This window comes from Bacillus sp. FSL K6-1006 (genome assembly GCF_038593175.1).
In the GTDB taxonomy this organism is placed as follows: domain Bacteria; phylum Bacillota; class Bacilli; order Bacillales; family Bacillaceae; genus Bacillus; species Bacillus safensis.
Window position 1 is genome coordinate 1,733,824 of the sequence record NZ_CP151970.1, and the last position, 21,127, is coordinate 1,754,950.

Annotated in this window: 22 protein-coding genes; 16 read left to right on the forward strand and 6 right to left on the reverse strand. The window is 41.1% G+C overall.

Annotation, left to right across the window (positions count from 1 at the left end):
- The first annotated feature begins 58 nt into the window (after positions 1 to 58).
- Both NSS65_RS08875 and NSS65_RS08880 read left to right on the forward strand, forming a co-directional pair.
- A complete protein-coding gene (locus NSS65_RS08875) occupies positions 59 to 1,984 on the forward strand; it encodes a T7SS effector LXG polymorphic toxin (RefSeq protein WP_065214385.1) in 1,926 nt (641 codons plus the stop codon).
- A 4-nt stretch (positions 1,985 to 1,988) separates the two neighbouring features.
- Complete coding sequence (locus NSS65_RS08880; RefSeq protein WP_041117480.1) at positions 1,989 to 2,471, forward strand: immunity protein YezG family protein; 483 nt, start codon at positions 1,989 to 1,991, stop codon at positions 2,469 to 2,471.
- 64 nt (positions 2,472 to 2,535) lie between these two features.
- Here NSS65_RS08880 and NSS65_RS08885 read toward each other — a convergent pair whose 3' ends face one another.
- Positions 2,536 to 2,994, reverse strand: a complete 459-nt coding sequence (locus NSS65_RS08885) for a macro domain-containing protein (RefSeq protein ID WP_326135120.1) — start codon at positions 2,992 to 2,994, stop codon at positions 2,536 to 2,538.
- A 228-nt stretch (positions 2,995 to 3,222) separates the two neighbouring features.
- Between NSS65_RS08885 and NSS65_RS08890 the strand changes: the two genes are divergently transcribed.
- A complete protein-coding gene (locus NSS65_RS08890; protein ID WP_326135121.1) occupies positions 3,223 to 3,804 on the forward strand; it encodes an undecaprenyl-diphosphatase in 582 nt (193 codons plus the stop codon).
- Between the two features lie 53 nt (positions 3,805 to 3,857).
- Here the strand turns inward: NSS65_RS08890 and NSS65_RS08895 are convergent, their stop codons facing one another.
- Entirely contained in the window at positions 3,858 to 4,229 is a 372-nt protein-coding gene (locus tag NSS65_RS08895; RefSeq protein ID WP_041117486.1) for an iron chaperone, read from the reverse strand.
- 543 nt (positions 4,230 to 4,772) lie between these two features.
- On the opposite strand from NSS65_RS08895, the gene NSS65_RS08900 reads away from it, so the two are divergent.
- On the forward strand, positions 4,773 to 5,885 hold the full coding sequence (locus tag NSS65_RS08900; RefSeq protein ID WP_034283371.1) for a tetratricopeptide repeat protein: 1,113 nt from the start codon (positions 4,773 to 4,775) through the stop codon (positions 5,883 to 5,885).
- Positions 5,886 to 6,340: 455 nt separating this feature from the next.
- Positions 6,341 to 6,574, forward strand: coding sequence for a hypothetical protein (locus tag NSS65_RS08905; RefSeq protein ID WP_024425111.1), 234 nt, complete (start codon positions 6,341 to 6,343; stop codon positions 6,572 to 6,574).
- Positions 6,575 to 6,608: 34 nt separating this feature from the next.
- Here NSS65_RS08905 and NSS65_RS08910 read toward each other — a convergent pair whose 3' ends face one another.
- A complete protein-coding gene (locus NSS65_RS08910; protein ID WP_251232109.1) occupies positions 6,609 to 7,304 on the reverse strand; it encodes a YoaK family protein in 696 nt (231 codons plus the stop codon).
- Positions 7,305 to 7,371: 67 nt separating this feature from the next.
- On the reverse strand, positions 7,372 to 9,204 hold the full coding sequence (locus NSS65_RS08915; RefSeq protein ID WP_326135122.1) for a DNA ligase D: 1,833 nt from the start codon (positions 9,202 to 9,204) through the stop codon (positions 7,372 to 7,374).
- A gap of 115 nt (positions 9,205 to 9,319) precedes the next feature.
- Between NSS65_RS08915 and NSS65_RS08920 the strand changes: the two genes are divergently transcribed.
- Entirely contained in the window at positions 9,320 to 10,168 is an 849-nt protein-coding gene (locus NSS65_RS08920) for a Ku protein (RefSeq protein ID WP_041117494.1), read from the forward strand.
- 217 nt (positions 10,169 to 10,385) lie between these two features.
- On the opposite strand, the gene NSS65_RS08925 is transcribed toward NSS65_RS08920, so the two are convergent.
- Positions 10,386 to 10,829, reverse strand: coding sequence for a DUF2188 domain-containing protein (locus NSS65_RS08925; RefSeq protein WP_065214391.1), 444 nt, complete (start codon positions 10,827 to 10,829; stop codon positions 10,386 to 10,388).
- A 160-nt stretch (positions 10,830 to 10,989) separates the two neighbouring features.
- Here NSS65_RS08925 and NSS65_RS08930 point away from each other — a divergent pair, with 160 nt between their 5' ends.
- The 7 genes from NSS65_RS08930 (at position 10,990) to NSS65_RS08960 (ending at position 17,004) form a co-directional block, all read left to right on the forward strand.
- Positions 10,990 to 11,463, forward strand: coding sequence for a VOC family protein (locus NSS65_RS08930; RefSeq protein ID WP_326135123.1), 474 nt, complete (start codon positions 10,990 to 10,992; stop codon positions 11,461 to 11,463).
- Between the two features lie 48 nt (positions 11,464 to 11,511).
- Complete coding sequence (locus NSS65_RS08935) at positions 11,512 to 11,925, forward strand: Rrf2 family transcriptional regulator (RefSeq protein WP_034283385.1); 414 nt, start codon at positions 11,512 to 11,514, stop codon at positions 11,923 to 11,925.
- A 101-nt stretch (positions 11,926 to 12,026) separates the two neighbouring features.
- The gene (locus tag NSS65_RS08940) at positions 12,027 to 12,878 is read left to right on the forward strand and encodes an SDR family oxidoreductase (protein WP_326135124.1); all 852 of its coding nucleotides are present in this window, start codon (positions 12,027 to 12,029) and stop codon (positions 12,876 to 12,878) included.
- A gap of 190 nt (positions 12,879 to 13,068) precedes the next feature.
- Positions 13,069 to 13,791, forward strand: a complete 723-nt coding sequence (locus NSS65_RS08945) for a (Fe-S)-binding protein (RefSeq protein ID WP_041117501.1) — start codon at positions 13,069 to 13,071, stop codon at positions 13,789 to 13,791.
- 15 nt (positions 13,792 to 13,806) lie between these two features.
- Positions 13,807 to 15,228, forward strand: a complete 1,422-nt coding sequence (locus NSS65_RS08950; protein ID WP_041117503.1) for a LutB/LldF family L-lactate oxidation iron-sulfur protein — start codon at positions 13,807 to 13,809, stop codon at positions 15,226 to 15,228.
- Positions 15,228 to 15,950: a lactate utilization protein C gene (locus NSS65_RS08955; RefSeq protein WP_144496658.1), complete on the forward strand. Its 723-nt coding sequence runs from the start codon at positions 15,228 to 15,230 to the stop codon at positions 15,948 to 15,950. Before NSS65_RS08950 ends, NSS65_RS08955 begins: the two co-directional genes overlap by 1 nt.
- A 145-nt stretch (positions 15,951 to 16,095) precedes the next feature.
- Complete coding sequence (locus NSS65_RS08960; protein WP_034283398.1) at positions 16,096 to 17,004, forward strand: DMT family transporter; 909 nt, start codon at positions 16,096 to 16,098, stop codon at positions 17,002 to 17,004.
- A 12-nt stretch (positions 17,005 to 17,016) separates the two neighbouring features.
- Here NSS65_RS08960 and NSS65_RS08965 read toward each other — a convergent pair whose 3' ends face one another.
- A complete protein-coding gene (locus tag NSS65_RS08965) occupies positions 17,017 to 17,208 on the reverse strand; it encodes a hypothetical protein (RefSeq protein ID WP_034283400.1) in 192 nt (63 codons plus the stop codon).
- Positions 17,209 to 17,318: 110 nt separating this feature from the next.
- Here NSS65_RS08965 and NSS65_RS08970 point away from each other — a divergent pair, with 110 nt between their 5' ends.
- The 3 genes from NSS65_RS08970 to NSS65_RS08980 all read left to right on the forward strand — a co-directional run bounded on the left by NSS65_RS08970 (position 17,319) and on the right by NSS65_RS08980 (position 21,117).
- Positions 17,319 to 19,535 carry an RNA ligase gene (locus NSS65_RS08970; RefSeq protein WP_120206960.1) on the forward strand — a complete coding sequence of 739 codons (2,217 nt, stop codon included), beginning with the start codon at positions 17,319 to 17,321 and terminating at the stop codon, positions 19,533 to 19,535.
- 64 nt (positions 19,536 to 19,599) lie between these two features.
- Positions 19,600 to 20,310: a DUF421 domain-containing protein gene (locus NSS65_RS08975; protein ID WP_144496659.1), complete on the forward strand. Its 711-nt coding sequence runs from the start codon at positions 19,600 to 19,602 to the stop codon at positions 20,308 to 20,310.
- A 228-nt stretch (positions 20,311 to 20,538) separates the two neighbouring features.
- Positions 20,539 to 21,117: a TetR/AcrR family transcriptional regulator gene (locus NSS65_RS08980; RefSeq protein WP_034283407.1), complete on the forward strand. Its 579-nt coding sequence runs from the start codon at positions 20,539 to 20,541 to the stop codon at positions 21,115 to 21,117.
- Positions 21,118 to 21,127 lie beyond the last annotated feature (10 nt).

Genomic DNA, 21,127 nt, shown 5'->3' on the forward strand with positions numbered 1-21,127 from the left:
GTAAGACTCCTTATGGTATTCTAGTAAAAGAATACGCCATAAAAGGAGTCTTTTTTATATGAAAATATTAGATGCTCCATCTTTACTATCAGCTGTCGAACAAAGGTCAAAAGCCTATCAGGAGCTTCGAGACGAAATGCAGCATGTGAAAAAAGCATTAAAAAGTGTGTCGGGATTAGGTGATGAATTTACTGGAAAAGGTGCAGACAATATTAAAGCCTTTTATGAGGATCTTGCGCTTTACACAGACACTTATCTTGATTTTATTGATATGCAAAAAGCTTTTTTAGATGGGGTAAAAGGAAAGCTTGATGATGAATCGTTAGGCGGGAGTACATTTATTGATGAGCATTTCTTAGGCGCTCAACTGAAACAAGGGATTCAGAATAATAAAGATATGGTCAAGGAACAAAAAGAAGCCCTATCCACTATTTTTGATGACATCAGTGATCTCATAGAACTGAATGTATTTTCAAGTAAAGAGGTCAATGAACATTTAGACGATGCAAACGAAAAAAGAAAAGAGGCAATTGATGCTGTACATAAATTAGATCATGCCCTAAAAACAGAGTACGAAAAATCAGAAGCGATTGAGAAACATCTTGCAACCTTTTATGCAAAAATGATGGCTGCTACAGGAAAAGGGAAAAATGCGCAGCCCATGTATTACGATGCAAAAGCATTTCATGAGACAAATGTGTACAAGAATCATGATAAAATCGATGCACAGGTGAAAGCATATTTAAAGGTGAAAAAAGAAGAAAAAGAGAAACGAAGAATCAAAGAATTGAAAGAAAAACTCAACGATCCTTCGTGTATATCAGAGGAAAAATACTTTGAGATTGTAGACGAAATTGGATATGAAAATCTTTCTTACGATCAAAAAATGTATTACAGCCAGCTTCTCCAGATCAAAGCGCAGGAAGAAGCATCAGAGGGGTTCGTTGATGTTGTAAAAGGTGCAGCAGTTGGTCTATATGATGTGGCCAAAGATACAGTAGTTGGCATCTACGATCTTGTGACAGATCCTGGTGGTGCCGTTGAATCGGTCGTAACGGCTGTTTCTCATCCAATTGAAACGTCGAAAGCGATTGGTAAGTCGATTTCAGACTCATTCCAAAAAGAAGTCATCGATGGTGATGCATATTCTCGATCACACTGGTTCGCCTATGCGACTGGTTCTCTAGCAGAAATCGTCTTTGGTTCTAAAGGGGCAGGTGCCATTACAAAAACGGGGGCAACAGCAGCCAAAACGACGGTGAAGAAAGGCCTTGAGCAAGGAGCAAAATCATTAGACAGAGTTTCTATTCCGAATCTATTGCCATACTCACCAAAGTTTCAAATGGCTGGCGGCCCGAAGCTGCCGTATAACGTGTTTGACGGAGAAAATCTCAAAAATAAACTCCTCTCCATGGCGAAGCGTCTAGACAACAATTCAGGATACGGCATCTCTAAGACAGGCAGACGCTTACCAGCACCAAAATCACCACCAACCGTTGTTAGTTACGGAGAACACTATGTGAGATGGAAACGTAAGAAAGTATTAAAACCGAATGTCGTTTATTCAACAAAGCAAGGCTACACCTACACAACCGATCACTACGGACGTATTGTCAAAGTCGAAGCAAGTGATTTAAAATACGGAGAGGTCAAAAGAAACCAATATGCCCAATCCAATTCAGGAAAGCCGGATCGATTATCAAAAGATGACGGAGGTCACTTGATTGCCTCTATTTTTAAAGGGTCTGGGGATATTGATAACCTTGTTCCGATGAGTTCACAGATTAATAGAAGTGGCGGGAAATGGTATGAGATGGAGCAACGGTGGTTGAAAGCTTTGAAAACCGATCCACCTAAAACTGTGACTGTTTCAATAAAAGCATTTTATGAATCCGATTCGTTAAGACCATCTGAATTCCTAGTCAAATACAAGATAGACGGAAGAGTTTATACAGACACAATATATAACAGACCAGGAGGATGAACAAATGGAAACAAAAGAGATGGAAAGCTTATATAGAGAAATAGCCAGAAATTTAAATGAAATGATTCCAGTGGAGTGGGATACAATTTGGATGTATGCAGAAATGTTAGATGACTCTGCATCTGCTCTCTTTTATTTTACGGTTCCTAATAAAGAGGAATATTTTTATTCACACAATATCCCAGATCAATATCAGGTTAGTGAAGACATATATGATAGCCTGTTGATTAACTTACAAAGAAAGCTAAGACAGTTGAGGGAAGAGTATACTAAAGAACAATCAGATAAATGGACAACTGTAAAAATGAAATTGACTTATTCAGGAAAAATGTCAACAGATTTTGGTTACGATGATGTATTTTCTTTAGGTATTGACAATATACAGAGAATAGCAGTTTGGGAATATGAAACGTTTGGATTTTTACCCGATGATGAGGAAGATAAAGAAGCCGTGCTAAATTTTATAAAAAATAAAGACGATAACTAACGCACAATACCCTCCGATTAAGGAGGGTATTTGTCATATATGTTTCATAAAAGCCTCATTTCCATTATTTAAACCGATAAATCGTCACCTCACAATCACCCAGTACCTCTTCAATCATCTCTTCCACAACCGTCCAATCGCCGCCAGCCAATCCGCAGCCGATCCCGTATGGAATGGCGATGGACTGGTTTTTCTCTTCAGGTGATTGTGTCACTGTATCCTTTAGGTGTTGAAAGCAGCTGCGTAAGGCATCGTAGTCTGTTTGCTTTCTTGTTCTTCCGTATCCAGCTTGGGCAAATAAGTTGGCAATTGTTTTTCCGTCTTTTGTTGTGATAAGTTGAACGGAGCTTAACAAGTCATCTCCTTGTTCTGTACATAACTGTTTATAATCTTTGAACACATTCGGATATTTGCTTTTGATTTGTTTCGCTAATCCAGCGCCCATGACTCCTTTACAGTTCACTTGGTGACAAATGATGTCTTCGCTTGCCTCTAATATATTGCCGTCTACCGTTTTGATCATATGCAGTAACCCCTTTTTGATAAAATGTAAACATATGTTCTATTATAGCAGTTTTGTTTCTATGATTTAATAGCCTTTGATGAGTTTTTAGTTAGTACACGATGTTCAGGTGACAGCAAAGTGACAAACATGTCATATGATTCCATGGTTTGTTCGTTCGATCGATGGAGGCAGACATCTCATTTCAATTATCTTTATCATAAATCAAGTAAAAAGGGATGAAATGAGATGCGGGGACTTAATGAAGATTTATTTAGGCGGGTGAATGAGCTCAGTATCGATCATGGTTACTTGAATCCAATATTTATTGGACTAGCTGAATATACAGTGCTGCTGGCAGCGCTCGTGTGTCTGTTCGTATGGTTTCAAAATCGCAGCAGGTACAATAGGGCGATGGTCGTATCTGCCGGAGTGACCTTCATATTGGCAGAGTTACTTGGGAAAATCGCAGGGCTCCTTTATTTCAATCAGCAGCCCTTTGCAGAAATGAGCCACGTCAATCTTTTGATTCAAAAGGAAGTGAATAACTCGTTTCCAAGTGATCATACCATCTTTATTTTTTCGATTTGCGTGATCTTTTGGCTGTTTCACAAACGCCATATGTATTGGCTGATCATTGCGTGTGCTGTTGGTTTTTCAAGGATTTGGGTAGGTGTTCATTATCCATTTGATGTCTTGGCAGGAGCTGCTATAGCGTGTTTAACAGCCGCCGCCGTTGTATATGTGCCGCTATGCCAAAAGAGCGTTGATGCCCTTTTGTCATGCTATGAATGGCTTGAACAAAAATTGGTAGGGAAGAGAATAAAATAACATTGTTGCAGCAAAATACCCCGATCTGTTTATGGCTCAGATCGGGGTGCTTTTTATTTTCGCCAAAACGTTGAACAATCCGCTTTGTCTTCGATATTAAATTCGATGATTTTTTTTAGGAGAGGATAATCAACTTGCAAGCTTTCTTTCATGCGAAACAGATTTTTCCCATGATCGTACCCAGCTTGTACAATGTCAGCTGAAAATTGATCAATTCCTTTTGCTTCTGGTGCGACAGAAATGTGATGTTTTGCCACGCTAAACCCAATAATAAATGTGCCGTGATCTGTGAACATGGGCTGATTCCAAGCAATTCTTGGCTCTAATTGAGGGAATGTGTCTTCTATCCATTGTAAGATGTCTTGAGTGCGCTGCTTCAGCTCTGGGTTACCGATTTTGCTGATATATTCTTCAAACACATGCATGATATTTTATCCTCCCAATCCATCTACCTCATAAGCCTCAGACGGGATTCGAACCCGCACTCCTTTCGTAAGCATAGGCTAGGGGCAACACGCTTCCCTACGGAATTTCACCGACAGGAATTTCACCTGTCTCAGCTCATGTGCTTTTCGGTGCTTCTGAAACCCTTGCCTTGCGACCCGCCAGCTACAATTTGTTTTACGGCGCTCTTCCCTTCTAGAGCTACTGAGGCGTGTAAGTGATTGATCATATTATATAAAGAAATTGGATAAATGAAAAGCTGCTATGAACCATCATAAGATTAGAAAACCTCGACATTGGGCTTTTTTCATTTCATCTCGAGATGTTTATTTTAAAAAAAGGCGGAATTTTTTCGCAAATATCGTTGACTAGGAGAAAGAAACGCACTTTCAATGGAAACGGTTGTTGAAGATTCAAGTGATTCATATTAAAATGATGTCAAATGGACTAATTAGCAATTGCTAATAGAAGTTCCATATTTAGTGAATTCATGTGTTTTAGCTGAAGGTGATTGGGGGTGTAGAATGAGCAAAGTTCCTGTTGCGGAATTGGCATCACTATTAAATGACTGGAACATGGAAATCAAAAAAGATCATGCAGATGAGGCAGAACGGTTATTTGCCAAAGCGAAACAAGCGGTAGAGGAAATTGACGATGCGGATATCCTCATATACTATTCTCTTCTTGAGAAGAGGCATCACATTCTGATGTACAATTTAAGAGGGCAAAAGGGCAATGTTTCAACGAAAAGCATAGAGGGTCATTATGGAAAAAAAGAAGATGACCTGTCTAACCGTCTTGCCTATTATTTTGATTTTTATGAGGGTGTGTATGAGCAGCATCAAGGTAATTATGAGGTTGCATTGCAGATGTATCAAAGTGCTGAAAAGCTCTTAGATAAAATTCCAAGTGAGATCGAACGTGCTGATTTCGATTTTAAAGTGGCATGGCTTTATTACCGGCTCAGTCATATTATGCTCTCACTAAGCTATATCCGCAGAGCGCTCCACGTCTATAAGCGGCACAAGCAGTATGAAAGAAGAACGGCCCTTTCATACTCTCTTATAGCAGCGAATCTAACAGAGATCGGCCGGTATGAAGAGGCGCTTGAGAATTATCGTCTGGCAGAAAAAGTTTTGACAAGCGAGCAGGATGATTTTATGCTGGCTCAGCTTCATCACAATGTGGCCATTTTATATTCATTTTGGAATAAACCGAAGGAATCGATACGTCATCTTGAAAAAGCACTGTCTCATCAAGAGTATTATGATTCAGATTTCTTTTTCCATTCTACGTATCTGATCAGCCGAGAACTCTGTGTGATTGGTGAAAAGCAGCGTGCAAGCCAATATATAGAGGCTGCATATGCCAGAATGAAAGATGCTTCTCATGAAGTGTTTCAGCTAAAAATAGGCATCGTACATGATCTTTACTTAACGCATGCACCGCAAAGATTTCAGCAAATTGATGAGAAATTAAGAAAGTTAGAAGAGAAGAATGAATATCATGAAGTAAAAGAGCTATCACAATTTGCAGCAAAATATTGTGAAAAGCAAGCACTTTATGAGCAGTCTGTTTTTTACTTGAACAAAAGTTTAGAAGCGGATTTACATATGAAAAGAATGGGGTTGATTTAAGATGAAAACAGGATTAAAAGTATTATTCGTTGTCGGTTTAGCGGTCGCTGCGACTGTTCTATCGCAAAACGTTGCGGATTCATTCGAAGTTGCAGAAAAAATCATTGGTGGTTAATACCATTTATCTTTCGCCCTTGTTGATGGTCGTCAGCAAGGGTTTTTTGTGTTTTAATAGGCTCTTCTTATTAAACGCTGCAAGAACGTTTAATAAGAAGAATTCGCAACAAAGGGGGTGTGCAAATTTATTACCTGCTCCATTATTCTAAATAAACATAGGGCAGAGCAACAAGTTAAAAAGGTCACTTTTCTTTGCTTAATTTAATTTTTTGCAGGACTTTTCATTCAAATTTTATCAAATTGGTCTAATGTACATAGAAGGAAAGAAAAAGCAGGAGCACCGCCCCATTTGTCATGCATACGATGAGATAAGGTCTAATTCGAAGGCAGGTGATTGTATGTATCCACGGGTTTATGGTGGTTTTCATGGAGGCGGTTTTAGCGGAGGCGGGGCACATATTGGGCCGGTTGGTTCCCATATCGGATTCGGCGGGTATTATTTGAGCCCTGGTGTGTTCTCTGGCTTGGGAGGTTTTCCGGGGTACGGGGGATTCGGGACATTTTCTGGATATCCGTATGGCTCTACGTTCATCATGGGACGCCCTCCTGGTTTTTATGTGAGGAGTTATTAGTTTAAGAGCACAATAATTGAAATAGCCAGAGAGGCTATTTCAATTGGTGAAAGTGCTTCAATGCGGCAGTTATCACAATGACCCCTAGGATGATGATAGGCAGCCAAATGCTGATAAACGGATCGTAACGATCTGTATATGCAGCTAAAGCCGCTCCTAGGCAGTAGAAGACAATCGAGCCTATTCGCATCAAGCTTACAAGCTGGATAGGAGCCTTTCTTTTTTCCCGGTATGATATGCGCTGAGCTGCATCTTCAAATAGGTTAGCAAGTGTACTCGTGAGAACGGTTGTGGAAATGCCAGCAACATTCAATTTACGAGCGGCTGCTGTCTGCATGCCCATAGCCATACTTAAAAGGATGATCAGCATAAAGTAAGCACCTTGTGTATAAGGGAAAACGGTCATGAGAGCAAATAGAAGCAAAATCATCAATTCGATGATAAAAATGCGTGTAACGGCTTTTGGCCAAAACGTTTTCTCATGCTTTCCGCCTATCACAACTGCAAGTAAAACCCCTAAAACGAACCCACTAAGAGCAATGATGGAATGAAGGGCTGTTAGCTGCAAGGAGCTTCCTGCTGCAATGCCAAGCAGCACAATATTACCTGTCATATTGGCTGTAAACACATGCCCTAGGCTTAAATAGCCAATCACATCCACAATTCCTGCGGAAAGACACAAGAAAACCAAAGCTGTATTTCGAAATGAATGTGCGGTCAAAATAGTCATTCCTTTCTTCCTCTCTAATGAATAAGTGTAACGCTTTATGACCGCGAATGTCCATCTGATGAGATGGTCACATGTGTGCAAGCTGATGTAAGACTTGTCTAAAAGTATCATCATTCACAAGGTGCCTCATGCGGCGGAACGGATCGCCCTTTTCCTTTAAACGCTCTATAACAGCCGGCATCGTAAAAAGAGAAGGATGAAGCTCATCATGATAGAGTTCGTCCCATTCAAGCGGTGTCGCAACAAGTCCAAGCTCATTTCCTCTTGGGGAATATGGAGCGATGATTGTTTTCCCAGCATCATGCTGAATGTAGTCTAAATACAAGCGATTGCCGCGGTTTTTCTTAAGACGTTCCAGAGTAAAAAGATCCGATGCTTGCTCACATAAAAATTGGCATATAAACGCGGTGAATTGTCTTGTTTCTTCGTATGTGAAGGCGTTTTTCTTTAAAGGAATATAGACTTGAAGCCCTTTACCTCCGCTTGTTTTAATAAAGGCTGTGAGGAAAAGCCCGTCTAAAAGCGCTTTGATTCGTTTAGCCGCTTCTATGGCTAGATGAAACTCATTTACAGATGGCGGGTCCAGATCAAAGACGATTTCTGTCGGCCGATTCGTATCTCTTGTTTCAAAAGGGATATGAAATTCCATTGCCAGCTGGTTGCCAAGCCAAAGAAGCGTACGAGGATCATTACAGACCGTGTAAGAAATATCATCAACTTCATCTGTCAAAACAAAATCCGGCGCATAATCAGGAGTCGACTTTTGATAAAAGAATTCATCTCCAGTGCCATGTGGATACCGAATTAAAGTAAGACGCCTTTCACGTAAAAAGGGCAAAAGGTAGGGAGCCGCTTGTCTTAAATAAAGTAAGTAATCTGCCTTGTTTAGTTGAAGAGCCGGGACAATCGGTTTCTCAGGGTGAGTGACGTCTATAGCAGCAGGGAGTGGATACAGCTGTTTGAGCATTTGCTGAAATGTACATGCTGCTGGATCAGCATCTAGTAAAAAGGAAGAAAAACGCGGCTCTCTTAACGCCGATCCATCAAAGGATATACAAGCAATGCTGGCAACGATAGAAGGGGGGATTTCGTATAATGATCCTCCTGTTAACTGGCCTTTTGTCTGAAATAGCGTACGCAGCGTTTGTTCTTCTTCTTTAGAAAATCCATGCTTGAATTGGACAACCTCGATGAGTGCCGAATCTTGATAAATGGAACCTTGGAAATAGCCATTTTCTTTGTCAAAACGGGTGACAATGACAGAGACATAACGCCAGTTTTTCATTTTCAGCCATTCTTTTGAACGAGTATTGTCATGCCATTTACTTATCTTTTTTTTCGCTACTAGTCCTTCTGCTAAATACATCGTCATCACGTTTTTCATGTATTCAGAGTCTGGATCTGTATGAATGACCTGCAAAAGGGAAGGGTGCTCAAGCTGAACTGATGAGGGGAGCTTTGCTTCTTGGAATAATTGCTGCAGCTGATTTTTTCTTTCCATCAACGGTGAATCAACGATAGGTTTCCCTTTGCAGCTTAATAGATCGAATGCAATAAAATGACATGGAAATCGTTCAGCCTGTCTTTGGATGGCTTCTTTGTTTTTCAGCCTGCCTCTTTGCTGAACCTTCGAAAACTCGCTTTGCTGTTCACTCAGTAAAAAGACCAATTCTCCGTCAAGCGTCAGCGGTAAATAAGGAGCAAATTGGTCTCTTAATTGTTCGCACTGCTCCATCACTTCAGGAAATTGCTCATTTAGCCGTTTTCCGGTCCTGCTTTCTAAACGCATCTCGTCTTCTTCCCATACAAGAATAGCCCGAAAGCCATCATATTTTAATTCATATACCCAGTCTGCACCGGCAGGTATATCATGTGCAGGTGTTAATCGCATAGGTTTCATTGTGCATGTCACTTCCTTATATCATGTGTTCTTAGAGTGGGATGAAATTTTCAATCACATACATAAGTCTGATGAAAACATTACATAGTAAGGAGAAAAGAACGGAGGAAGCGCGATGCATACAGTATGGAAAGGCGGCATTAGTTTCGGATTGGTCAATATTCCAGTCAAGCTGTTTACCGCTACAGAGAACAAAGACATTAAATTAAGACAGCTGCATAAAGAGTGTCACACGCCCATTAACTACAAGAAAGTATGTGCCAATTGCGGTGAAGAAGTAGCGCCGGAACAAATCGTCAAGGCGTATGAATATGCGAAAAATAAATTTATTGAATTGGACGATGAAGAGCTGGAAAAACTGCGAAAAGAAAATGAAGAAAAAGCCGTTGAAATCATTGATTTTGTGAAGATTGAAGAGATTGATCCCATCTATTATGAAAGAAGTTACTTCTTATCACCGGATACTGGCGGAGCAAAGGCTTACTCATTATTAAGAAAAGCTTTAGAGGAATCGGGAAAAATTGGTGTCGCAAAAATTATGATCCGCTCAAAGGAGCAATTAGCGATCGTTAGGTGCTATGAACATATTTTGCTGATGGAAACCATTCATTTCCCTGATGAAATTAGACAAGTATCAGATGTACCGAATATTCCCCAAGAGGAGAACATTGTAAAGAAAGAGTTAGATACAGCGCTCCTTTTAATCGAGCAGCTGACCACGACATTCGATCCAGCGGCATATCAAGATGAATACAGAGAACAGCTGATGAATTTAATTGGCGATAAAATATCTGGAGAACATACCGTTCAGCCGGAAACGACAGGCAAAAAAGATCCTGCAGCCAATGTGACAGATTTAATGGCCGCACTACAGGCTTCGATCGACCGATCAAAACCAGCCAAACCGAAAAAAGCAGCACCTAAGAAAAGAAAAACACCAGCCAAAAAAGAAAAGAATGCATAAAAAAGACCGCTGACAAGCGGTCTTAAATTGTTGACAAAAGGCTAAAATGGTCTTTATTTTAGCCTTTTGTTTTCATTCAGCGTGATAGAAAACCTTTGCAGCCCTAGGAAGGGCGAGTACCGGAGTTGAGCGAATTTGACATTCGTGAGTACCGGAGCGCAAATCTGACAAAGAATGCGAGGGTTTGTCTACACGCTAAGACAGCTGACGAGCGGTCTTATTGCGGCTTTAACACATCCTGAATCGTCCCATCTTTTCGGTGAATGACAACGGAAGTTCCTTTATTAGCTGAAATCTCCTTGGCCCGTTCAATTGCTTCTTGTTTTGTTTCTTTGACCTCACTTGCTCGTTTCGCTTTCTCTGTTTGAACCGCCCAGCCTTCCTCATGTTTCACTACATGCTGCGCCTGATCCATGAGCTCTGGTCTTGCAGAGCTGCTGTTCTCAGAGGGTTTGACAGAACCATGAGAGGAGAAATTCTCTACCTCTTTGTCCGTTGCGTTCTTTTTCCACTCTTTCGCTTGACTGATTGCAATGGGAATGGCTCTATTTTCCTCATAGCCTTCCTGAATCATTTTATTGGCAATCTCAATCGCTTTTTTTCGAATGACGTTGTCTAATGATTTCAATGAAGCTGGATAATCGTTCATCGTCCAAGGCATAAGAAACGCTCCTTTCTTTTATTTGAACACCTTCCCCCATCTGTAATGGATCAAACATTCAAGTTCTCTCAATCCAATGTTGGGGATAAAATACATCGTTTTGCTGAGGCAGAATCTCATCAATTCCCGCAGAATAGAAGGTAGAAAAGGAGTGATTTTGATGATGATGAAAGGTTTGTATGAAGCACATTTACCTGTGAGTGATTTGAAGGCATCGATTGCGTTTTATGAAAAATTGGAATTGTCACTTGCTCATGAAAATGAACGAGTTGCTTTTTTATGGATTGAGAAAGGAAAAAGCTGGATTGGCCTGTGGAAAGTAGATATAAACAATTTTCCATACCATCCCTCGACTCGGCACGTTGCCTTTCAAATTACAACGTCCAGTATCGAACAGATCAAGACCTGGCTGATTGAAAGAGGCATCAACATTCACCCAATGTTTGGTTTTTCAGAAGAAAAGCAGCCTTTAGTTCTCGATAATCCGCCGCAATTTCATGCAGCGATCTATTTTCTTGACCCAGATGAGAATCTGCTTGAATGCATTGCGCCGCTTGAACTTGATACAGCAGAAAACTACGATATCATGACATATGAGGACTGGGATCGAAAGAAACATCCGTTTATTGATTGACAAACTCACTCATTGTAACTATATTGATTACAACGGTGGTGAAAGATTGTGAAACAAATTAGCAGCAGGTATCCGATTGCTGTTCATATTGTGTCATTTATTGCAGGTGTTCCAAAAGAGTGTACAGGTGATTTTATTGCAGAGAGCGTGAATTCAAATCCAGCCATTGTTCGAAAAATGATGGCAATGCTCAAACGGGCGGGTCTTATTGAAATTCGCCGCGGAGTAGGCGGTGCTTATTTAAAAAGACCGGCTGAGGACATCACGCTCTTAGATGTGTACCGTGCTGTGGATGTAAGCGAGGATGAAGAATTATTTAACTTTCATCAGCCCGTCATCGCATGCCCGATTGGTCAAGCGATGGATACGAGACTGCGGCATGAACTAAAAGAAGCACAAGCTGCACTTGAGAATCACCTAAAGCAAGTGACAATTCAGCAATTATTAACAGAGGCGGAATAAAAAAGCTCATACATTGGAGCTTTTTTTACACCTTTGTTGTAACCATTTCGATTATAACGTATGCACATCACCGTTGAACGAAAAATGAGGAGGCCAAACAAATGAAATTATTAGTAACAGGCGCCACAGGACAACTTGGGTCGCTCGTCGTCAAGCATTTGCTCACAAAAGTACCAGCTGAACAAATTGCAGTCAGTGTTCGAAATCCGCAAAAAGCCGCACATTTGAAAGAGGCTGGAGTGGATGTACGCCAAGGAGACTTTACTCAGCCAGACACCCTGGCATCAGCATTTGAGGGCATTGACCGTCTGTTGATCATTTCAACAGCTGATGGAGACCGCGTCGAGCAGCATAAAGTAGCAATTGAAGCGGCGAAAGCAGCAAATGTGAGGTTTATTGCTTATACAAGTGTTGTCAATGCAAGAGAGAGTCAGCTTATCCTTGCAAATGACCATGCTAAAACAGAAGAAGCCATTTTGGCCTCTGGCATTCCTCATGTATTTTTAAGAAACAACTGGTATGTTGAAAACGAAAAAGATACGATTCTGGCGTCAGTCAGCGGCGCACCATTTTTAAGCCCTATTGGCGAAGGAAAGGTTGGCTGGGCAACAAGAAATGACTACGCAGAAGCGGCAGCAAATGCGTTAACACTTGCCGTACATGATCAGGAGATATATGAACTGTCAGGACCTCTTCGGACGCATAGTGAACTTGCACAAATTGTTAGTAAGGTAAGTGGAAAAGAAATCAAAGTAGAAAAAATAGATGTAGACACATTTGGAGACTTTTTAGCTTCAAATGGTGTACCAAAAGAAGCAGTGCCATTTGTCAAAGCCATTCAAAGCGGCATACGCGATGGTGCTTTAGCCGTCGAAAGCCAAGATTTCGAAACATTACTAGGCCGGCCGTTAACACCTATTGAAGAGAGAATCCGTGAATTGATTTCAGAATAAACAACAAAAACGCCCTATGAAAAGGGCGTTTTTTTCATTTAGTCACACGAACCATAAGGTCAAATTTTAGACAAATCACTTCGTTGAAATTTCAGAAATTTGGGATTAAAATGAAATTAAGGCCAGTTATTTAGTCATCAGATGACCAGAATGATGAATCAAAATGCAGCAATAGAAGGGAAGTTCGCCGATGAAAGTCCATTTATTCGTTACTTGTTTAATTGACACGATGCAGCCAAATGTAGGAAAGGCGACAGTGGAAGTATTGGAAAGACTCGGTGTTGAAGTGGAATTTCCAGAAACACAAGTGTGCTGCGGGCAGCCAGCCTTTAACAGCGGCTATACAAAAGAGGCAATCAAAGCAGCGAAAAACATGATCAAAGCCTTTGAATCAGCTGAATATGTTGTGACACCATCAGGTTCGTGCAAGGCGATGTTTTTAGAATATCCTCATCTTTTAAGAGAAGACCGAGTGTGGTCGGCCAAGGCTGAGGCACTTGCCGCAAAAACATATGAATTAACAGAGTTTATTGTTGATATATTACACGTGACAGATGTAGGCGCGAGCCTGAAAGGAAACGCAACCTATCACACCTCTTGTCATATGACGAGACTGCTGCGCATTAAGGAGGCGCCTTATACACTGTTGTCAAATGTCAAAGATTTGACGATGAAACCATTGCCCCGCGCAGAAAATTGCTGCGGATTTGGAGGAACCTTTTCAGTGAAAATGACCCCTATTTCTGAGCAGATGGTTGATGAAAAAGTACAAAGCATAGAGGAGACAGGCGCCGAATATATCATTGGTGCTGACTGCGGGTGTCTGCTGAACATTGGCGGGAGGCTGAACCGTCTTGATAAACCCATTCAGGTCATGCACATCGCAGAAGTATTAAACAGCCGCGGACTTTAAGAGGGGGAACGGCACATGAGTATGAAAATTGGAGAAAAGGCCTTTAAAGAACGGATCGGGGATGGCTTAGAAGACGCTGTCATGAGAGGAGCTGTTTCCTCTGCGCAGGAACGCCTGTATGAAAGGCGGCTATCTGCGAGCGAAGAACTTGGCAATTGGGAAAAGTGGCGTGAACTTGGCGAGGAAATCAGGCAGCATACGCTGACGCATCTTGATGATTACTTATATCAATTAAGTGAAAGTGTAAGTGCACGCGGAGGCCATGTCTTTTTTGCGAAAACAAAGGAAGAGGCATCAGCATATATTCAAGACGTGGCACAGAAAAAAGCAGCCAAAAAGGTCGTCAAATCAAAATCAATGGTCACAGAAGAAATCGAGATGAATCAAGCGCTTGAAGAGATCGGCTGCGAGGTAGTCGAAAGCGATCTTGGTGAATATATTCTGCAAGTGGATGACCATGAACCGCCTTCACATATTGTGGCACCCGCCCTTCATATGACGAAAGAACAAATACGGGAAGTATTTCATGAAAGGCTTGGGTATGAGATGTCAGACACACCTGAAGAAATGACGAGTTTTGTGAGAGCCATCTTGCGTGAAAAATTCCTCGAAGCTGATATTGGTGTGACCGGCTGTAATTTTGCAGTGGCCAACACAGGGTCCATCTGCCTTGTGACAAATGAAGGGAATGCAGATCTTGTCACGGCTATACCGAAGACGCATATTGCCGTTATGGGAATGGAGCGGCTTGTTCCAACGATGGAGGAGCTGGATGTCCTTGTGGGTCTTTTGTGCAGGAGCGCAGTCGGTCAAAAATTAACTAGTTATATTTCTGTCGTGGGACCAAAAGGAGAAGGGGAAGTGGATGGACCAGAAGAATTTCACTTGGTCATTGTGGACAATGGGCGGTCAAATATATTAGGAACGGCCTTTCAGCCTGTTCTCCAATGTATCCGGTGCGCAGCCTGCATCAATGTATGCCCGGTTTACCGGCATGTTGGCGGACATTCGTACGGTTCGATTTATCCGGGACCAATCGGAGCTGTTCTTTCACCGCTTCTTGGCGGTTATGATGACTATAAGGAGCTCCCCTTTGCATCAAGTCTGTGCGCAGCCTGCACGGATGCTTGTCCAGTGAAGATTCCGCTTCACGAGTTATTGATTAAACATAGACAGGTGATCGTAGAAAAAGAGGGCAGAGCGCCTAAAGCTGAAATGATGGCGATGAAAATGTTTGGTATGGGGGCATCGTCTCCCGGAATGTATCAATTTGGAACAAAAGCAGCCCCTGCGCTCTTGAATCGTATGGCTTCAAACGGACAAATTTCAAAAGGGATAGGCCCTTTAAAGAATTGGACAGATATTCGTGACCTGCCAGTTCCAAGTAAAGAAAGATTCAGGGATTGGTTTAAAAAGAGACAAAAGGAGGAGAAGTGATGAAGGGGACCATTTCTCACCGAGAGTCGTTTCTATCTCATATCCAGCAGCAATTAGGCAAAAACTCCTCCCCATCTGCATCAATTCAGCGTCCGGAATGGAGGCATCAAGTCCAGTGGGAAACAAACGGAAGTTTGTCTAAAGAAGAGCTAGTCGAGCAATTGAAAAAGCAATGTCAGCAAATTCACACAAGAGTGGTCGAAACAACACCGGAGGAAGCGCCCTCTGTATTACGATTATTGATGACAGAATATGGTGAGGGCTCTGTAATGACATCGCGTGATCGGCGTTTTGAACAATATGGTTTCCGTCCTATGTTTGACAGCTTGCAACAAGAAGGAATTTCCATCACCAGCTGGAATACAGATGCATCAAGAGAAGAAAAATTAAGGCAGGCAGAACAAGCGAAATATGCAGTTGTGTTCAGTGATTATACCCTTGCAGAATCAGGTACAGTTGTCCTTTCATCCCACCAAGGTCAAGGAAGAGCGCTGCATTTTTTACCGATGATGTATATCGTGTGTATAGAGAAAAGCTCAATTGTTCCGCGGATGATTCAGGCTGTTTCGGCTCTCAATCGCTCAGTAGAAGAGGGGGAGCAGGCGAAAGGCGCCATCCATTTTATATCAGGTCCAAGTAATTCTGCCGATATTGAAATGAATTTAGTGGTGGGGGTTCATGGCCCAGTTCAGGCCGTTTATCTGTTAATAGATGATGAATGAAGGCTTTCGTCATGAAAGCTTTTTTTCATCCAGAAAGCTCGCGCCAGTTTTAAAAAATCATCTTGCCACTAGGTGAATGGACATAGTAAGATGACGACATACAAGATGAACTGCTCATCTACTGCTGATGTAAAGGAAGCTGCTAATGGAAATGAAGACAACTGCTCAAACGAAATCAATTGCACTACCGCTTGTGATTTCAATTATTGCCATTTCGTTTTCTGCAATTATTGTGAAATGGTCAAATGCACCTGCTGCTATTTTAAGTATGTATCGAATGATCTTTGCGGCGGCTCTCATGCTGCCGTTTATCCTGCCAAGAAAAAAAGAATTTCTCTCGATAAAGCGAAGAGACTGGTTTTTCTTATGTATGTCAGGCTTCTTTTTAGGGCTCCATTTTGTGTTGTGGTTTGGCTCACTGAAACTGACGACAGTGGCAAGCTCTACCATTATTATCGCCCTTCAGCCGATGGTCTCCTTATTAGGCGGATTCCTCATTTTCCGTGAACGAACAACAATGTCTGCTCTATTGACGATGTGTGCAGCGATTGTTGGTGCCCTCATGATAGGCTGGGGAGATATTGGTCATAGCAAGGAAGCCATCTTAGGAGATATTTTATCCTTTTTGAGTGTGATTGCTGTTGTTTGTTATTTGTTAATAGGCCAACAGGCTGTAAGAAAAATATCTCATTGGATTTATAGTTTTTGTGTATTTGGTTTTGCCGGTCTTTTTTTAATTTTATTCAACCTGCTTCAGCAAACCCCTTTCACAGGCTATCCGGGTAAAGAGTGGGGAATCTTTTTATTGCTCGCCATCATTCCCACCATGTCTCATGTCATTAATAATTGGCTTTTAACCTATGTGAATGCGACAACCATTTCAATGAGTATTCTTGGTGAACCTGTTGGGGCAACGATCCTTGCTGTATGGCTGCTTGGAGAGAAAGTTACACTGCTTCAAATGCTTGGCGGCCTGCTTGTTCTTTTAGGCGTCTTTTTCTTTTTGATGCAGCAGCGTCAAGGAATCGTGATGAAAACAAAAAAATCCGGTTAACTTCCGGATTTTTTACTCTTTTAAATCGTTTTTTTCAATCACTTTGTTTAATCTTGCCTCGATTTTTTTCAATTCCATTCGTTTTCTTCTGATCATGCGAAACGCGATGACAATGATTGTCACAATAAAGGCAATGAATAGAAGAGAGAACATTTGAAATAGAAGATCTCCCATGTTGAATGCCATATCCTCTCTATTAGACATACGTAAAACCTCCTTTTCTATCTATATATTACCATAATCATTAAAAGATTGAGATTTATCCATAATTTATCTATAATAGGTAAAATATCACTCATTAAAGGAGAACCATTATGAGAACTTTAGTCCTTTTGCGAGGTCTCCCAGGCGTAGGTAAATCAACATGGATCAAAGAACAAGGCTTAGAGCCTTACACTTTATCAGCGGATCAAATCCGGCTGTTAACGCAGCCGCCGCAGCTATCAGTCAATGGGAAACTAGACATTTCAAGCAAGCATGACCACAAAGTTTGGTCTTTATTATTCGATCTACTCACGGCTCGTATGGAACGCGGAGACTTTACTGTGATTGATGCGACACATATTTCAAGTAAATCGATTTCTCAATATAAGTCTTTAGCGACTTCGTATCGTTACAGGGTATATGTCGTCGATTTCACGCAGGTGCCCCTTGAAACAGCTCTTTTGCAAAATCGCTCACGTGAATCTCACAAAGTGGTGCGGGAATCTGTTTTGTATCAAATGAACGAGCGGTTAAAAACAGAAAAGGTCCCGTCATGGGTGACTGTTTTGCAGCCGGAGGAATATCCGCAAGTGATGACCTATCAGCCTCGATCCTTTGATCAATATGAGGCCATTCATGTTTTCGGAGATATTCACGGTTGTTACACCGCACTTACCACCTATTTGCAAGGAGACATCAAAGAAAACGAACTTTATATCTTTACAGGGGATTTACTTGATAGGGGAATAGAAAACAAAGAAGTATTAGATTGGATGCTCGCCCATAGAGAATGCCGGAATGTCATCGTCATTGAAGGCAATCATGATCAGCATTTATACCGATTTGCACATGGTGAAAAAGTCAGAAGCAATATGTTTAACCGGCATACTGCGCCTGAAATTGAAGCAGCAGACTTTGATTTGAAGGAAGTACGAAAGTTTGTCAGAACCTTTCATCAGCTGACTTATTTTACGTACCATGATCAGACATTTCTTGTTACCCATGGCGGACTTGCTCATTTGCCGAAAGAGCTTCTTCATGTCTCAACACAGCAGCTCATTCACGGCGTAGGAGAATATTCAGATGACATTGATCACTTATTTGTTCAAAACACAGCTGGGCTGGATATCATCCAAATTCACGGGCATCGCAATTTATACAGACTGCCTATTCACGCAGCGGAAAGATCTTATAACCTAGAAGGCCAGGTTGAATTTGGGGGGCAGCTGCGGGTGTTAAAAATCACAGCTGACGGGATTGAGACTCATGAAATTGACAATCCAGTCTACAGAGCCTCTGAGAAAAAACAATCGGCTGCTGTTCAGCCAGATATTTCACTGGATGACTTTTTAGCTCATTTAGATCAGCATGAATACGTACAGGAATTAAAGCTTCCACACCATATTTCATCTTTTAATTTTACGAAAAAGGCTTTTAGTGAACGTCAGTGGGATGATGTGAATGTGAAGGCAAGAGGTTTGTTTGTCAATATGGTTTCAAAGCAGATTGTGTCTAGAAGCTATAATAAATTTTTTAACATTGATGAGCGTCCGGAGACAAGAATGCAGCATTTAGTGAACCATCTTCAATTCCCTGTCGCCGTATATGATAAAGCGAATGGATACTTAGGCACTGTTGGGTATAACGAAATGGAAGATGAATTGGTGTTTACGTCCAAATCGTATACATCACATGTGAAACAAAATCAGCATGCTTCCTGGGTCGAAGAGCTATTTTATAAAACCTTCAGTGATGTCCAGGCTGACTACATCAAATCATACGTCCGTGACCACCATGTATCTCTTGTGTTTGAAGTCATTTTGCCAGAAAAAGATCCGCATATTATCACATATGAACAAGATCAACTCATTTTACTCGATATAGTGAAGCGGCAGTTAAGCTATGAAAAAGCACCATTCGCTGAAGTGAAAAGATTAAGTGAACAGCTGGGAATATCCTGTAAGCAGGAAGTGGCTGTTTTCCATGATTGGACGTCTTTTTATAAATGGTATCAGGCGGTCTCTCATGATGACACAATAAAAGAAGAAGGATATGTCATTGAGGATGCTCGCGGCTTTATGACCAAACTCAAGCTTCCTTATTATCAATTCTGGAAGCAGATGCGCGGGATAAAGCAGCGCGTTGCAGAGAAGCGTTCCTCGCAAAAATATATGCAGGCGTTGCAGACAGCGGAGCAAGCTAGGTTCTATACGTGGCTTCTTGAGCAAGAAGCAGATCATGTGAGGAATAGCACAATTATTGAACTGCGGTCACAATTTGAACAAAGCGGTACTGCCCAATTGAATAATGGTGGGATAAATGCATAGTCTAACAAAGAGTCTTTTCTAAGGAAAAGGCTTTTTTTGATGCAATTGAAAGGTGGACACTTGCATGCCTGACCATATTGAAGTCATTCTTCGGACGATGTTTGCTTTTGCAATTTTATTTGGAGGAGCACGTCTTTTAGGAAAACAAACCATTGTGCAAATGAATATTTTTGATTTTATAGCAGCCATCAGCTTAGGTTCAATTGCAGCGAACCTGGCGTTTAATACAACGCTCCCGCTTCAGCACACAACGATTTCCTTTGTGTCACTTGTCATGATTATTTATGTGATTTCCCTGCTTGCATTAAGAAGCCGGACGATGAGAGGGTTTATGGCTGGTAAACCAACCCTTGTCATACAAAATGGAAAAATTCTTGAAGGAAATATGAAAGGGATGAGATATACCCTTGATTATTTAAATCAACAGCTGAGAGAAAAAGACATCTTTGATATTAGCGAAGTTGAATTTGCGATGATTGAAACAGATGGGCATATGTCAGTGAAAAAATACCCTTTGTTTGAAAAAGTCACGCGGAAAGACCTTCATTTATTCATGGAGGCAGAGCGTTACATGCCGATTGAAGTCATCATGGACGGGAAACTCATCCAAAAGAACATACAAGAAAATCAATTAACAGAGCAATGGATAGAAGAAGAGCTTAAAAAAAGGCAGCTGTCCTTAAAGGACATTGTTTATGCTGTCCGTTCAAGTAATGGAAACTTATATATTGATACATATGACGACCATATTCATTCTCCAATCGATCAGGAATGAATGTGTAGTGCTGATGACACCTGTGTGACACACATTTGACAATCTTTATAAGTCCTTTGGGTATCATACGACTAGGTAGCATTTCTTAATTATTATTATTTTCAGAAAATGTGATGACGGATTAAAATAAGTATGTTTAAGTATAAATAGATGAAATTAAAATATTAATATAATATACCGAAGGCGGAATGAACGTTCATTCCTATATTTTTATAAGGAGGGGATGAAATGCCAGCAGTGACTGATAAACAAGAACAGATCATGAAGGCTTCGCTGGAACTATTTATTGAACGAGGCTTTGACGGCACCACAATGCCGATGATTTCAAAAAGAGCAAACGTCGGAGCGGGCACCATTTACCGTTATTTCGACAGCAAGGAGGCGCTCGTCAATATTTTGTACCAGCGCAGTCTCTCAGCATTTATCGAAAAAATGAACACAAACAGTCCAGATCCAAAGTTAAGTATCCGGGCGTACTTTAAGCATGTATTTTATTGCTTGGTTTTATTTACAAAGGAGAATCCAAGCGGCCTGTATTTCTTAGAGATTGATAAACGGTCTCATTACTTAGACGAGACGAGCAAAGAGAAAATGCAGCATTTGTTACATGAGCTATTCCTTATCTTTGAAGAAGGGAAAAAGGATGGAATACATCCAAATCTCTCAGGCAGAACCATTTTATCTATTGTATTTGGTGCCTTCGTGCAGCTGCATAAACAAATTCTTGCAGAAGAAATAGAGCCAACGATTGATTTTTTAGAGGATATTGAGCAATGTTTATGGCGCGCCATCAGCGTTGCATCTTAAAGAGATAAAG